This window comes from Erwinia sp. AC075 (assembly GCF_979253995.1).
In genome coordinates this window covers 4762436-4776286 of record NZ_CEEDEU010000001.1, presented here as the reverse complement: position 1 = coordinate 4776286, position 13851 = coordinate 4762436, and the positions used below count along the sequence as shown (strand labels likewise).

The following is a 13851-nucleotide window of genomic DNA, read 5'->3' as shown; positions in this document are numbered from 1 at the left end:
TTGATTCTATTTTTTATAGAAACTATTAGCATTTTTTCATGATTGGCGCAATAAAAAGCCTCAACTTAGTTGAGGCTTGATGTTTAAAACGAGTTAGCAGCATAGTCGATTCGATTGTCTCGATTTTTAGGTGGTATTGACTCAGTCTTTTCAGCCTTATACACCATCGCCTGATCAATCTTGATCCAATCGACCTTAATCAGTCTGGCTTTCAAGCTAACCCGCTGCTCACCTGCATGCTCACCTTTGTTAAGCGTGAAAATGTCAGACGTCAGGTTGCTGAGAGTAAAACTAAGCAGCACTTTCTGATCCTCGTCTACAGCTTTCTGGCAGCGGCTTATAAGGTCCGTTGCTTCCTTACCGGCGACAGTGGTATCAAAGCGTACATAGGTTGGGCTGTCAGTAGGGCCACTCAGCGCATTAACCACCACGCTAAGAAAGCCGCCATTGAGGGTTTCAATTCTGCGAATGTTGCTCAGATAACCCAGGCCCTTAATGTTGAGGTTGAAGTATTCAGCTTTGGTAGAAGTAGTGTTGGCGTTGTTTGCAGCGTTGTTGGTAGTGGTAGTAGTCATGATGTTTACTCCAGGAGTGGGAAATAGTGGCGGAGAAACATTCATCCCTGTCGGATAAATGCTTTCCGTCAGGAAACGCGGATAGCTATGCCGCGCTGGCTGGTCAGTACAAAGAACCTCATCACACAGGTGATATCCGCATTAAGAGGTTGAGCGGATCGACCACTGCAAAAGCAGCACTTCTCTCAGGTCATGAAGTTTTAGATGGCAACCGCGTAAGCGTTTCTCTCAGGCTGCTGAAACATTGGCAGGTTGTTTTGACAACAATAATAATGCCGTTCCAGTGTCCTGCCGCTAAAAGCGGATGTCTGCGATAAAGTAGTTTTGCGGAGATGAAAATAAAAAAGCGCCAGCAATTGCCAGCGCTCAGGGCCTGCACGCAGACCGGTAGTGTATTCGTAACTCCGGGAGTTGAAGCTCCGGCGCGGTTTTCACGGAGGGCGTGCGCCTTACAGACCAAATCGGTTGTGCGGTGATTTGCCTGCCGGACTGATGTTTTTCTGTCCCCGTAAAAGACATCCAACCCTCCCGCAGTCACGGGGGCAACATCTCAGCCTGTTAACCTTATCAGCGTCGCTGAGGACAAAGTTTGCGGGTTTTGGTAATTCTCTGCCCGTTTATCTGAGGCAGCGAAGATACTTTTCGCCTGAACGCCGCACGATTTCATCTGCGTTATCAGTAATATCCTTTCCTTCAAACGCGCCATAAAGTTTCTTAAATTTCACCGAACTCAGGCGTTGAGTGATGTCGCTGACCGTTGCGGCGGGCAATGGCAGCATATTGGGGTAACTCCACATAAAGGAGACGCCCTGCCCGCCAGGGGCTACCTGGACGATGTCGCCGGAAAGCACGATGCCCTCCTCTCGCGCCCAGTGCAGAACGCAGCCGCCCGCAAAATGGCCACCAAGACGTATCACGCTGACATCACCGGTCAACTCAAGGGTGTCGCCTTCCCAAAAGGTAATCCAGGGGCTGTCGCGCATCACCCATTCACGGTCGCTGGCATGAAGGTAAATTGGGGCGTTAAATTCTTTAGCCCAATCTTGCATGGTGGTGTAGTAATGAGGATGCGATATCGCGATAGCCTTGAGTCCTCCCAGTGAGGCCACTAACGTTTTCGTGGCGTCATCCAGCGTGGCAATGCAGTCCCACAGAATATTGCCCTCAGGTGTACACAGAATAAATGCGCGCTGATCAATGGCAAAATTTGGCACGGTGTGGATGCTGAGAAGAGCGCTGTCGTGTTGTTTCCACTTATTGCTGTGCGAAGCACAAAGGGCATCAAAATCCACCCATTGCTGCCCGGTCGCGGGGACAAACTGACGTTCATCCTGGCATATTGTGCATTGTGCTGGCGGGGAATCGGTTATCTCATAAGATGTACCGCAGGCTTTGCATAACGTGATCATTGAGTGTTCCTCATTCTTACGCGGGATCCAGGGCAAGGGAGCGGTCTGCTCGGTTTGTCAGGCTCCGTATCTAATACTTTAGCCGCCGATCGAAGCGATAGATCAACCCCACCGCCAGCCCGAGCAATAATACCGGCGGCACCAGCGTGGTTAGCTGGGCATTGATTGAGAACAGGATCCCGAGGTTCAGAACGATCTGGTAAACAATCCAGGTCACCAGCCCGACGATTACGCCCAGCGCTAAGCGACTTCCCAGTCCCGGCGCACGCGGCGTGCTGAAGGTGAAGGGAACCGCCAGCAGGATCATCGCCAGAATCAAAATGGGCCGCCCCGCTTTTTGCCACAACGCACTTTCATACTCCAGGCTTGGCTGCCCGGTTTTGTGCAGATAGACAATATAGTCAGCGAGCTGTCGGGCCGAGAAGCTTTCTGCGGGTAACGTGAGCCTCTTCAAATCTTCACCCGAAAACAGCGAATGCCACTGCATTTCTGGCAGGTTATTGACGGTTTCCTGCTGCTTATCCCAGCGCTTTTCGGTGACGTTGTGCAGCGTCCACATGCCCTTTCCGGCGATGGTCGCGCTCTGCGCAAAAATATAGGACTTCAACGTCAGGTCGGGCTGCCAGCTGAAGATTTCGATCCCCACCGGCTGGTTTTGATCATCCAACGATTGCACCGTCACAAAGTCATCCTGACTCCTTGCCCACAGCGCATTGCCGGCGTCCGAGTCACTTTCTGCTTTCGCCATTGCGACATTCTTTATCTGCAACGCCCGCTGTTGCAACGGAGCGGCCACCCACTCATCTACCGCGCCGAGCGTCAGAGTCATCACCAGCCCGGCGCAGAACATCACCCGCGCAATGCGGGAGATCGAAAACCCGGCGGTGCGGATAGCGGTAAGTTCCAGGCTTTTGGATAGCTGCCCCAGCCCGACAATGCCGCCCAGCAAGGCAACAAAGGGCGCAAGATCCACCAGGCTACGCGGTAAGGTCATCACCACAACCAGCAGCGCCTGCGTCCAGCGATAGCCGCCCGGGGCCACATCATCCAGTTCGTTGATCAGGTTGAAGGTGGTAAACAGCGGGATCAGCAAACCGGCGGCCGCAGCAAATCCGATAAAGATATTCCGCATCAGATAGCGGCTGAAAATAGTCATCGGGAGAATTTCCGCAGCAGTGAGAAATCGCGCGCCAGACAAAACGCCAGGCCAGTCAGCATCACCAGCGGAACCAGCCACACGCCGGGGATGGCAGGCAGCGATCCGTTAGCCACCAGCGTGCGGCAGACGTTGCCACCATAAAAAATGGCGGTAAACAGCAGCGTCAGCGGCAGCAAGGTGGCGTAACGTCCCTGCCGCGGTTTGGTGCGGCTGAGTGGGATGGCTAACAGCACCATCAGTAGGGTGCTGAGGCCGCGGCTTTCCCTCCACTGCAGCTCTGCTTTATCCGCCGGATCCGACGAGCGCCATAAATCGGCCACGGGAGCCGACTTTCGCCTGACTTCCTGACTTTCAATAAAGGGTTTCAACGCGATATTAAGGCTGTGATAGTGCTGCATATTGTCCTGCGCGCCCTCGCGATCCAGCACATACGCGGTGCCGTTCCTCAGGTTGACGCTGGGAGTGGCCGGAGAAGGATCGGTGACCACCACCGAATGCGCCCGGTACAGGTTGGTATTTTTCCCGGAGCGGGAGTAAATCAACGCGTCGGTAAGCTGATGGCTGGCGGGATTGATGCGGCTGGCCATCACCATTCTGCCACTGCCATTGACGTTAAATTTATTGGCCTGTAAATGGCTGACATCCAGCACCGACTGCGACTGTTGCTCCAGCCGGTAGATATTGCCATACGCCCACGGACGGCCGTAAAGAGACAGCAGCGTCACCACTACCGCCAGTGGAATCGCTAAAAACAGCACCGCTTTATACAGGCGAATCGGGCTGGCACCGGCCGCAAATATTGCGGTGATTTCAGAGTCAGTGTAAAGCTGGCCCAGCGCGACGGCCGTGGCAACATACAGTCCAACCGGCAGCAGCATCTCCAGCGCAATCAATACTTTGTAGCAGACGACATCAAACACCACCTGCAGCGCAAGTGTGCCATTAGCGGCATCGGTCAGGTAGCGCTGTGCGGAATAACTGGCGAACATCACCACCAGAAAACCGACGATAACCATCACCAGTCGACGAATTTCAACCGTGATATAGCGTTCAATCAGCGACACAACGGTTCTCCTTTCGCGCCCGGCCAGCCGCTTTTCTCAGCAGGGCTCATCGTCAGGTTGCGCATCATGATTGGCCGCTGCCGATCAGCTTTTGCACCAGGCCGATCACATCGCTGACTTCGCTCGAACTCAGCGACCCATCCTTGGCCCAGCGTACACGCCCTTCCCGATCGAGCACTAAAATGGTGGAACTCTCTTCAGGCAGCTGCCAGGTTTTCCGCCCGATGCCGTCGCTGTCGACAACAAACTGTGCCCAGGGATAATTCCTTTTGTTCTTCTCAATCTTCCCGCGGACGAAGAAACCGGAGCCGGGGATCGCGTCATCGGTGTTGACGATGGTGGTGGGCTGGAAGCGATCCTCGGGAAACTGTGCCTCTTTAACGGCGGTGATCAGCAGCGAGTTTTTCTTTTTCGCCGACGTACGGCCCGCGATGTACTGCACAACCCGCACCTTTCCCGCCAGTTCGCCGCTGTTCCAGTTTTGATAGCTGAATTCCCCTTCCCTGAGGTTCAACTCCCCACGGTCGGCGATAGCCACGGGCGCAACGGGTTGGCCATAAACAAAGTTATGAGCGGAGGCCGCCAATGGCAGCAGCAGCAATACCAGGGTAAGCAGCTTGCCCAGCATCCCGGCGTTGATCACTGCGCGTGAAACCTGGCGAGCAGGGATTCCAGCCGCTGGCGGATATCGATATCCAACACCGCAGGCGCGTCGTAGGATTTACCGCCAGACAGCTTGTCGGCCACCATCACATCATGCCGGTCACCCATCAGCCCGTTAATGGCGGCCATAAAGCGGGAAATTTTCCGCGCTTCGACGTTATCAGGATCAAGGGATCTGAGGGTGTCGTAAAAGGACACCTGCTGACTGACGATTTTGCGGACGTCGTGAAACTCTTTGCCGGTCAGCATCGGGTTGGCAATCAACGTTTGCAGTCGCCGCAACTGATCCTGACGATAGGCAATAAATCCGCTTTCGGTTTCTAACTCTAAATGACGCAGGCCATAGCTGACCTGTGACCAGATCGGCTTGCTGAGGAACACCCGCAGAATATTGCCATACAGGTTCAGGTTCTTTTTATTACCATTACGGAACGCATCCTGGAAGTGGCCAAGAAGCACGGTGGTCAGATGGAACAGATGGCCCGACTGATGTTTTTTACCGTACAGGCGCTGAGCAAAACGTAAATGCTTATAGCGCGCGCGAATATATTTGTAGCGTAAACGCGTCGACGCCGACATTTCGCGTCCCCGGAGGAAATCATTAACCAGACCCAGTAATTCCTCACGGGTAAACCCGTCCTCCCAAAATTGCAGGCAGAGCGCATAATTATTTCGCAGTCCTTCCTGAGAGCACGGCAAGGCAATCTGCTGCGGCAGACTGAAATTCGCGTCAACGATGTCATCCTCTTCCACCGCGGCAAATAATAACTCCGTGGTTTCTACAGGAAATTTCTTCCAGCTATTATCCATTTTGTTGGCTCTCTTGAGGCAGGGTAAACCGCAGGGCATTGCGATGACGCCAGGCATGTAACGTCGGGATCATCGTTAATAATACGTCTAAGGATTGCCCAGCAAAATAGGCAAGCGCCGCGCCCTGAACGCCGAAAAAGTGCGACATGCCGATCAGCAGCGCAATATAACAGGCCGAAGAAATCGTCTGCACAATCAGGAATGCCCGCTGCTTGCCCGCCATAAACAGCAAGGATTCTTGCGGGAAGCCCAGCATAGAAACGATGATCGCACCGAGCATAATTTGCATCAGGTCATAGGCCTGCAAATATTTATAGCCGAAGACCACGGAAATAAGCGGCTTGCCGACGACCAGCACCAGCACGGCCACCGCCACCCCGATTCCACCGGCAAACAGCGCGGAGCGCAGGCCGAGCTGCCACGGCTTGCTGGTGCGCGGATCGAGGCGCATGATTTCAGGGTAAAAGCTTTTCTCCATCAGCTTGGCGGGCGTGCCGGTGGCATCAAAGAAGGTCAGCGCAATTTTAAACAGGCCGGCCGCCGCCGGACCTAAAACGATCCCAACCAACACCGTACTGCAGGAGTTTCGCGCCGCCCAAATCGTATGGGCGAAATTGGTTGTCCAGACAAAGTCCCACGCGCCTTCAATCCGGCGAGCGGTGTTCATCAGTCGGGGAGTTAACGCATTATGAATCTCTCTGGATCGCAACTCGCGCGCGGCGAACCACCAAAACAGCGAGCCACCGATCAGGTTGGAAACGTACCAGGTAATAATAAAGCCGGGGAAACCCAGCTCGAAATAGAAGCAGAAGAGACTGCCGACCGCCTGCAGGAACGGCTTAATCGCCTGCTGTACGGCAATTAAGTCGAAGCGGTTAAACGCCCGCAAAATACCGGTCGGCGTGGACGAGGTCATCGACGGAATTAACGTGCAGTAAAGCACCGCCAGCCACAGGCTGTGAGTATCCAGTCCCAGCGAGTGAGAAAGGAAAGGCAGCAGCGCCATTCCACCCAATACAGCCACGACGCTGCTAAGGATATCGAGCCCGAAAGAGAATGAAATCACGTCGCGGAAGCGGGAGATATTCTTGCCTTCCAGTGCCGGAGTGCCGAATTGCACCACGAATTGCCAGGTCTGGAACTTAATTAAATCACTGACCGCTTTGGTATAGGCCTGAATAACCACCAGTACGCCAAACATTTCTGTCGACATGCCTTTGCCGGCACAGGAAAGCGCCACCAGGCCCAGCAAGGCACTTGCCACACTGCCGGATCCAAGATAAGCGGCATTTTTCAGCATCGTGCGAAAGGCGCCATCCTTAAACCAGTGCTTCATGATGTGGAACCGGCGGCAACAGCCGTGATCGAATCCAGCGCTTTCGCCAGCACTTCATCGTAAGGCGCGCGGGCATCCAGTTCGATAATGCGCGAACCGTTGTACTGAATTCTGACCATGGCAGAAATTTTATCTTCTAACTCTTCATAACTGTGGTCCGGTTTACGCGCATAGGCGGTATCCACATCAATATCCAGACGCAAAATAAGCTGCGGACGAATCAGCGCCATCTGCTGATATAAGCGTCGCTCACTTTCGGCCAGTCGGCTCATTAACCAGCCTTTGGCCCGTTCCACGCCAATGCCGGGACCATCATAATAAAAACCCGATATTTCAGCCTGAGGATAACGATCGCTGATCACCAGTACGCCGCTCTGCGCCAGGCGGATCGCTTTCTGTAAATTAGACGAACGCCACAATGAAAAACCGTACATGATCAGAGCCGCCCACAGTGCCGGAGGCTTATTACTCATGCGCTGGGTTTTATCCGATTTTGCCGCCAGCCGACGTTCAAGCCAGACACCAATAACCGGTAAGCGTTTAATTTTATCGCCATCCTCACCGGATATCAGGCCTAAATAACGGCGTTCAGTTACCCTTTGCTTTTGCAAATTCCTGACTAAATCAGCCGTCAGCGTCGATTTTCCGGTACCGTCACTGCCGACAACCGCAATAAGTCCCGGGATACAGGAAGAAGACTCATCCACGTCATCTTCTGCACGCTCGGTGTTAATTTTCTTCAGCATGATGGTCATGAAATAACTCTGTCTCTGAATAGGTTAATGAGGCCTGAATCGCACGTAATGATTCATCCAGAATTTTATTCTCCGGCTCTCTGCCATCGAGATCGAGAATGGTTGCGCCATTGAAGTTCAGATGCGGAATAACGGCAATTTTCTCGTGCAGGGCGGCGAGCGAATGATCGGGTTTGCGGGCATGCGCGGTCTGCGCATCAATATCCAGACGGATTAATAATAATGGCGGATATGAGGCCATCCATTGATAGAGCTTTTGCTCTTTATTCCTGAGCCAGCCAATCCAGCGATTTCCGCCGTGGGTTTTGGCCAACTGCGGTCCATCAAAACGGAAGCCCGGCACTTCGGCCTGCGGGTAGCGATCGGCGATCAGCAACTGACCCGGGCGATTTTTTCTGAGCATTTTCCAGAACTTATAAGCACGCCAGAAAGAGAGCAGAAAAATCACCAGCGCGGTAACATTGCCGGGAGGCGTGGAAGGACGCTGGTGAACGCGATCGGATTTCTTCAGCAAATAGCGGCCAAACGGCGCACCAATTATTGGCAGATCGGCGATCCACTTTCCTATCAATCCTGATGACTGACCGAGATAGAGAAATTCCGTCGGCTGTTGCGAAGAGAAGTGCTTAACCAGACTGGCCGCTAACGTCGATTTTCCGGAACCATCACAACCTGTAATAGCGATTACGCGCACCGGGGAATAACGCGACTGGGAATTTATTTTCTGGCGCACAACAAGCTATCCACAGGTAAAAAAGCCATTTTATTCTGTTCCTCTATGGGTTCAAGTCATTTATCGCCGGGTAGCAGGTATTGTTAAATACCGGCTAAGCGGGCATCTCAACCGTCTTTTGATGCTATTTTTCTTATTATTTCGTGCTCTAAAATTCACAAACTCATGCCCTGATACGTATATTTACCCGCTCAAAAACAGAATAAATCACTCAGTAAAAGCCCAACCGCCTGATTTAATTTCCCGTACCCAGACCCGTCAACAATTAGCATTTTATAACCATGGCGCGCTAACGACTTCTTGCGGTCAAAATGGTACATTTCATTCAGTGTTGATAAAGAGCAAGGTATTATGACCTCCAGACTCCCGCCGCTTATTGCGGTAATTGGCAGTGATGGCTCCGGAAAGTCGACTGTCTGCGAACATCTGATTGTCCATGTCAAAAAATATGGTCCTGCGGTAAGGGTTCATCTCGGTAAACAGGCCGGTAATGTCGGACGCGCCGTTTCACAACTGCCATTAATGGGCAAATCCTTCGAACGCGCTATCGAGCGCAATACCAAAAAAGTCAAAACCAAAAAGACCAAACTGGGTCTGTTGCCGTCGGTGGTAATCATGACCTTTGTCGTTCGCCGTTTATTACGTTTTCGCCGCATGCTGGCTTATCGTCGACAAGGGCTGATGGTCTTAACCGACCGTTTTCCTCAGGGGCAAATTCCCGGTGCTTATGACGGAACGGTGTTCCCGCCAGACACCAAAGGCAACGGCCTGGTAAAATGGATGGCCGGGCGCGAGCGTTCTGCCTTCAGGTGGATGGCCGCACATAAGCCGGACCTGGTGATCAAACTGAATGTTGATCTCGATGTGGCCTGCGCACGTAAGCCCGATCACCGCCGCGAACAACTCAGCAAAAAAGTGGCTGCCACACCGCTACTGACTTTTGAAGGCGCACAGCTGGTTGATATTGATGCCAATAAACCTGTCGATCAGGTGATTGCTGCGGCGGAAAAAGCTATCGCTGAATTCATGGCCGCCCAGGGTTATGTGCCGGTTTATGAAGGTGAGTCGGTCGCCCACTCGCAATAACCTCCGCTTTCATCCTGCATTCCCTGCTCATGACACGTATGAGCAGGGAATGCGCGGTTACTTTTTCAGTTCCGCAAACGCCTGAATGATTTTATCGATCTCTTCATCACTGTGTGCCGCATTGACGCTACAGCGCAGCAGCGTGACGCCAGACGGCGCCGCCGGCGGCAGAACCAGGTTGACGTAAACCCCTTTGCTTATCAGATCACGCCAGAAATTCAGGCCATCTTCTTTCGAGCCAATCATCACCGGCACCACCGGACTGATCCGTGGCCCCAGCTCATAACCAATCTGCGCCAGCCCGTTATAAAGACGGTTGGCATTGCTCCAGAGTTTTTTGCGTAATTCAGGCTGCTGGGCGATTTTCTGCAGGGAGGCACGCACAGAAGCAATGCTGGATGGCGAAGGTGACGCGGTGAAAATATAGGGGCGACTGCTGTAGCGCAGCACGTCCATGGCTTTACTGCCCACGGCAAAGCCACCGATCGAGGCCAGGCTTTTGCTGAAGGTGCCGAGGATAATATCGACCTCTTCTTCCACACCCAGCTCTTCGGCCAGACCGCGACCGTTTTCGCCCATCACGCCGAAGGAATGGGCTTCGTCGACCAGCAAGTACCCGCCAAACCGGCGCTTGATATCGACAATTTCCACCAGTGGGGCCACGTCGCCGAGCATGCTGTAAATGCCTTCGACGATGATGATCGCCTCTTTTGCCCGTTCGCCCAGACGGACCATCCGGCGTTCCAGATCGTTAGCATCGTTGTGACGAAAACGGATAATTTCAGCGCCGCCCAACGCACAGGCATCATAAATACTGGCGTGGCTGTCGGCATCGATCAGCACCACCGCGCCAGGGCCCGCAAGGGTGCTGATGACGGCGAGGTTAGCGGTATAGCCCGTGGAGAAAACGATGGCACAGGGGCGGTTGAAAAAGGTCGCCAGCTCCTGCTCCAGTGCCAGGTGTGAACCGTAGCTGCCGTTTGCCATACGCGAGCCGGTGGTGCCGGTTCCCTGCAGGGCTAAAGCGGCCTGACCATCAGCAATGGCCTGCGCATCAAAGGTCAGTCCCAGGTAATTGTTGGTTCCGGCCAGCACAATTTTCTGGTCGCCAATGCGCCCTTCCGTCGCGGAGTAAATCTCATCGATACAGGTTCCAAAAGGATTCAGTCCGGACGTCTGGAATTGCTCACGCTCACCTGCGAGGCGTGAAAACTTATCATACAAGCCCATTGGCGCTCTCCATGTGAGGTTGCAGCGCGACAAGCAGTTGCTCAGGCGTTCTGACATCCAGCAGAATATTAATCGGAATAGAAATATCCAGTTTGTCTTCCAGCATCATCAGCAAATCCAGCACTCTGATGGATTCCAGGCCAAGATCGTTGACGAGATCGCTGTCCGGCCTGACATCCACCCCGCCCTTAACGATGTCCTGTAAGCAGGTAAGAATATAATCCATCACTTCGTCGCGATTTAGCATAAGAACGTTGAAAACCTCTACTCGTAAGAATTAAAACAGTCTTTCACGCAGCGCGCGTTCCAGACTGACCTCTGGAAACCAGTGAATGGTTTCGGATAAAGATGTGTTGCTTGCCGACCAGTCCTGATGGGTTAATTCGCGGATTTTGCTGTGCGTCAGCATCGGCTCTGTTCTGGCCAGCCGGTTCCACAACATACTGACGTCGGCAAAGAACTTAAGCGCTGGCAACGGCACGCCCAGCAACCGCACCGGACCTCCGCGCACCGCTGAACCGATCGCCTTCAATCGCAGCCAGTTGTATCCGCCCTGCACGCCATCACAGAGTTCGCAGGTTTGCGTCTCCGGCACGTCGGCTACCAGCCACTGGCTGACGGCTTCGGCAAGATCGCTGACGTGCAGAAACGACAGCTTCGCTTCGGGTGAGCCCAGCCGGGGAAGTACACCGCGTAACAGCCAGTCGAAAACCGGCTTCAGCTCTTTATCGCCAGGTCCGTAAACCGCCGTCGGGCGAAATATGCCCAGAGACATGCCAACGGCCATTGAGATCAGCTCGCGCTCGGCGACAAATTTCGATCGCGCATACCAGGACAGCTGAGGATGACGGGCTGCCAGCGACGACAGAAACAGGAATCGCTTACAGCTGCCGCTTAACCGGGCCGCCTGCATCAGGCCGACGCTGCCGTTAACATTGCATTGGGTGAAGGTATCTTGCGAACTGCCCCGCACCTGCCCCGCGCAGTGAACGACACTGGTCGCACCGCGCACCAGCTCCCAGAGTGAAGCCTGATCTTCCAGCGAGCCCTGGATCCACACCAGATTGTCATCGGTGGAGGGTTGCGGCGTGCGGGTTAAGGCCCGCACCCTGAAGCCCCGCGACAGCAGATTCCCGACGATGTGTTTCCCAATGAAACCCGTTGCGCCCGTCACTGCGACCGTGGTGCTCATCAGGCCAGCCCAGCCAACTGCACAGCAGGATAAAGGGCGGCGGATAACCAGCGCTTTTTGGCTTCTGCTCGCGCCGGTTTACCCGAGGAAGTGCGTGGAATACTGTGAGGCGGCAAAAGTTCGATATCCACCGCCACGCCGAATTCGCTTTGAATGCTGGCCGACAGCGAGTGAACAATTTGCTCACGGCGCTCCTCAGAACCGATCCTGCACTGGATCTGCAAAATAATTCTGGCGCCCTCGCCGTGCTCTTCGGTGACAAACGCAATTGCATCGCCGGCGTGAATTTCCGGCTCCGCTTCGGCAACGTATTCAATATCCTGCGGCCAGATATTACGGCCACGAATAATAATTAAGTCTTTCTTGCGGCCGGTGACGTAAAGGTTTCCGCCTGACAGATAACCCAAATCGCCGGTATCCATCCAGCCCGTCGCCTTGATCATTTGCTGCGAGACATCGTCACGGAAATAACCGTTCATCAGGCTGGGGCCGGCGATATAAATATGCCCGACCTGATGTTCCGGCAACACCGATCCATTCTCACTGCGAATATCAATGCGATGACCAGGCAACGCCTTGCCGCAATTCACAAATGAGGAGGTGGCCAGCGTATTTTTGCCTGGCGCGACGGCGCGGCCTTCGTATTCCAGCACTTCGCGGTCGATCTCATGAATTTGCGCACCGGCGTTCTCTTCCGAGAAACTCACCGCCAAAGTGTTTTCAGCTAAGCCGTAGCAAGGCATAAAAGCGTTGGGATTAAAGTTGAGTTCGCTGAAATGCTCCCCGAACTGCTTAAGCAGCTCGGCAGGAATAGGTTCCGCGCCCACACCCGCCACGCGCCAGCTGGAAAGATCCAGCCCGGCCAGCTCTTTCATGTTGCTGCGACGCAGGCACAGATCGTAGCCAAAAGGTGGCGCGACCGTGACCGTGCCACGGTTTTTATCGATCAGCTTTAACCACTGTAAAGGCCGCATGGCGAAATCTTGCGTCCGCAGATAATCCACTGAAAGCTGCGTCGCCACTGGCGTTAGCAGGAAACCGACCAGCCCCATATCGTGATAAAACGGCAGCCAGGACACGCAGCGGTCGCCAGCGCGTAATTTAATGCCGTCATGGCTGATAACCTGCAGATTGGCCATCACGGAACGCTGGGTAATAATCACGCCGCGCGGGAAACGCGTGCTGCCGGAGGTATATTGCAGGTAGGCAATATCGTCGGCGGACGGTTTTGTTAACGCAATATACCGTTCCGGCAGGGCATTGAATTCGGCATTGCTGAGAATATGCGGAGGCGGTGCATTCTCTGTGGCTGAGCTGATTAACGGCACCCACTCGTCACTGCTGATAATCGCCGCCGGCGCGCAGCTGGAAATCAATCCTTTCAGCTTGACGATATACGACGCGCGCTGGCCGATGCCCATCGGAATGGCCAACGGAACCGCGACTAAGCCGGCATACTGGCAGGCAAAGAACGCTTCGACAAAACCGACGCTGGTCTCTGCGATCAGCGCAACGCGGTCGCCTTTTTTCAGATCCAGCGACAGCAAACGACGAGCGCCGCTTATCGCCCGCTCTTTCAGCGTCCGGTATTCCAGCACGGAAACCAGTTGATTACGCCGGTCGTAGAAGTTCATTCCTGTGCTCCCCTGGGCGGCGTAATCTAACGCCTCCACCAGAGAGCCAAAATCGGCATAGCGCATAGGAAGAGAGTGAGTTGAGCGTGTTTCAGACATAGACAAATCAGCCATAGATTCAAATCACCAAATGCGACAGGCAGGGTTGGCGAGAGAGTTGAAGTTTTATTATGAAATTTTTTATAATCCGTTATTTAACTCTTTT

The 13851-nt window shown here is 53.8% G+C and carries 15 protein-coding genes; 2 read left to right on the top strand and 13 right to left on the bottom strand.

The genetic code is table 11. The features are described from left to right. Nucleotides 1-83: 83 nt before the first annotated feature. Nucleotides 84-575, bottom strand: coding sequence for an STY4534 family ICE replication protein (locus tag AC0IXH_RS22195; RefSeq protein WP_471721029.1), 492 nt, complete (start codon nucleotides 573-575; stop codon nucleotides 84-86). A 26-nt stretch (nucleotides 576-601) separates the two neighbouring features. Here AC0IXH_RS22195 and AC0IXH_RS22190 point away from each other — a divergent pair, with 26 nt between their 5' ends. Further along, nucleotides 602-892 carry a hypothetical protein gene (locus tag AC0IXH_RS22190; RefSeq protein ID WP_471721028.1) on the top strand — a complete coding sequence of 97 codons (291 nt, stop codon included), beginning with the start codon at nucleotides 602-604 and terminating at the stop codon, nucleotides 890-892. A 300-nt stretch (nucleotides 893-1192) separates the two neighbouring features. Here AC0IXH_RS22190 and AC0IXH_RS22185 read toward each other — a convergent pair whose 3' ends face one another. The 8 genes from AC0IXH_RS22185 to AC0IXH_RS22150 form a co-directional block, all read right to left on the bottom strand. Next, nucleotides 1193-1984, bottom strand: a complete 792-nt coding sequence (locus tag AC0IXH_RS22185) for an MBL fold metallo-hydrolase (RefSeq protein WP_471721027.1) — start codon at nucleotides 1982-1984, stop codon at nucleotides 1193-1195. 70 nt (nucleotides 1985-2054) lie between these two features. After that, on the bottom strand, nucleotides 2055-3140 hold the full coding sequence (gene lptG / locus AC0IXH_RS22180) for an LPS export ABC transporter permease LptG (protein WP_471721026.1): 1086 nt from the start codon (nucleotides 3138-3140) through the stop codon (nucleotides 2055-2057). Further along, complete coding sequence (gene lptF, locus AC0IXH_RS22175) at nucleotides 3137-4207, bottom strand: LPS export ABC transporter permease LptF (protein ID WP_471721025.1); 1071 nt, start codon at nucleotides 4205-4207, stop codon at nucleotides 3137-3139. The genes lptG and lptF overlap by 4 nt, the downstream gene beginning before the upstream one ends. A 64-nt stretch (nucleotides 4208-4271) precedes the next feature. Then, nucleotides 4272-4835: a YtfJ family protein gene (locus AC0IXH_RS22170; protein ID WP_471721174.1), complete on the bottom strand. Its 564-nt coding sequence runs from the start codon at nucleotides 4833-4835 to the stop codon at nucleotides 4272-4274. A gap of 11 nt (nucleotides 4836-4846) precedes the next feature. Then, the gene (locus AC0IXH_RS22165; protein WP_471721024.1) at nucleotides 4847-5680 is read right to left on the bottom strand and encodes a hypothetical protein; all 834 of its coding nucleotides are present in this window, start codon (nucleotides 5678-5680) and stop codon (nucleotides 4847-4849) included. Then, the gene (locus tag AC0IXH_RS22160; protein ID WP_013203724.1) at nucleotides 5673-7016 is read right to left on the bottom strand and encodes a lipopolysaccharide biosynthesis protein; all 1344 of its coding nucleotides are present in this window, start codon (nucleotides 7014-7016) and stop codon (nucleotides 5673-5675) included. The genes AC0IXH_RS22165 and AC0IXH_RS22160 overlap by 8 nt, the downstream gene beginning before the upstream one ends. Further along, entirely contained in the window at nucleotides 7013-7762 is a 750-nt protein-coding gene (locus AC0IXH_RS22155; protein ID WP_134822697.1) for a nucleoside/nucleotide kinase family protein, read from the bottom strand. Before AC0IXH_RS22155 ends, AC0IXH_RS22160 begins: the two co-directional genes overlap by 4 nt. Next, the gene (locus tag AC0IXH_RS22150) at nucleotides 7746-8504 is read right to left on the bottom strand and encodes a nucleoside/nucleotide kinase family protein (RefSeq protein ID WP_346567100.1); all 759 of its coding nucleotides are present in this window, start codon (nucleotides 8502-8504) and stop codon (nucleotides 7746-7748) included. Before AC0IXH_RS22150 ends, AC0IXH_RS22155 begins: the two co-directional genes overlap by 17 nt. Before the next feature lie 351 nt (nucleotides 8505-8855). Between AC0IXH_RS22150 and AC0IXH_RS22145 the strand changes: the two genes are divergently transcribed. Then, entirely contained in the window at nucleotides 8856-9590 is a 735-nt protein-coding gene (locus AC0IXH_RS22145; protein WP_471721023.1) for a nucleoside/nucleotide kinase family protein, read from the top strand. A gap of 57 nt (nucleotides 9591-9647) precedes the next feature. Here AC0IXH_RS22145 and spt read toward each other — a convergent pair whose 3' ends face one another. From spt to AC0IXH_RS22125, 4 genes are read right to left on the bottom strand one after another with little or no spacing between them, the layout of a single operon-like run. Further along, entirely contained in the window at nucleotides 9648-10820 is a 1173-nt protein-coding gene (gene spt, locus AC0IXH_RS22140) for a serine palmitoyltransferase (RefSeq protein ID WP_206403543.1), read from the bottom strand. After that, nucleotides 10807-11067 carry an acyl carrier protein gene (locus AC0IXH_RS22135; protein ID WP_471721022.1) on the bottom strand — a complete coding sequence of 87 codons (261 nt, stop codon included), beginning with the start codon at nucleotides 11065-11067 and terminating at the stop codon, nucleotides 10807-10809. Before AC0IXH_RS22135 ends, spt begins: the two co-directional genes overlap by 14 nt. 30 nt (nucleotides 11068-11097) lie before the next feature. After that, nucleotides 11098-12012 (bottom strand): NAD-dependent epimerase/dehydratase family protein, encoded by a 915-nt coding sequence (locus AC0IXH_RS22130; protein ID WP_471721021.1) that lies wholly within the window; start codon nucleotides 12010-12012, stop codon nucleotides 11098-11100. After that, nucleotides 12012-13745, bottom strand: coding sequence for a fatty acyl-AMP ligase (locus AC0IXH_RS22125; RefSeq protein ID WP_471721020.1), 1734 nt, complete (start codon nucleotides 13743-13745; stop codon nucleotides 12012-12014). The genes AC0IXH_RS22130 and AC0IXH_RS22125 overlap by 1 nt, the downstream gene beginning before the upstream one ends. Between the last annotated feature and the right edge of the window lie 106 nt (nucleotides 13746-13851).

What these genes read in the sequence shown, in the direction of transcription:
- AC0IXH_RS22195 (WP_471721029.1), bottom strand. Translation starts at nt 575, where the DNA reads ATGACTACTACCACTACCAACAACGCTGCAAACAACGCCAACACTACT.
- AC0IXH_RS22185 (WP_471721027.1), bottom strand. Translation starts at nt 1,984, where the DNA reads ATGATCACGTTATGCAAAGCCTGCGGTACATCTTATGAGATAACCGAT.
- lptG (WP_471721026.1), bottom strand. Translation starts at nt 3,140, where the DNA reads ATGACTATTTTCAGCCGCTATCTGATGCGGAATATCTTTATCGGATTT.
- AC0IXH_RS22170 (WP_471721174.1), bottom strand. Translation starts at nt 4,835, where the DNA reads ATGCTGGGCAAGCTGCTTACCCTGGTATTGCTGCTGCTGCCATTGGCG.
- AC0IXH_RS22165 (WP_471721024.1), bottom strand. Translation starts at nt 5,680, where the DNA reads ATGGATAATAGCTGGAAGAAATTTCCTGTAGAAACCACGGAGTTATTA.
- AC0IXH_RS22160 (WP_013203724.1), bottom strand. Translation starts at nt 7,016, where the DNA reads ATGAAGCACTGGTTTAAGGATGGCGCCTTTCGCACGATGCTGAAAAAT.
- AC0IXH_RS22155 (WP_134822697.1), bottom strand. Translation starts at nt 7,762, where the DNA reads ATGCTGAAGAAAATTAACACCGAGCGTGCAGAAGATGACGTGGATGAG.
- AC0IXH_RS22145 (WP_471721023.1), top strand. Translation starts at nt 8,856, where the DNA reads ATGACCTCCAGACTCCCGCCGCTTATTGCGGTAATTGGCAGTGATGGC.
- spt (WP_206403543.1), bottom strand. Translation starts at nt 10,820, where the DNA reads ATGGGCTTGTATGATAAGTTTTCACGCCTCGCAGGTGAGCGTGAGCAA.
- AC0IXH_RS22135 (WP_471721022.1), bottom strand. Translation starts at nt 11,067, where the DNA reads ATGCTAAATCGCGACGAAGTGATGGATTATATTCTTACCTGCTTACAG.
- AC0IXH_RS22130 (WP_471721021.1), bottom strand. Translation starts at nt 12,012, where the DNA reads ATGAGCACCACGGTCGCAGTGACGGGCGCAACGGGTTTCATTGGGAAA.
- AC0IXH_RS22125 (WP_471721020.1), bottom strand. Translation starts at nt 13,745, where the DNA reads ATGTCTGAAACACGCTCAACTCACTCTCTTCCTATGCGCTATGCCGAT.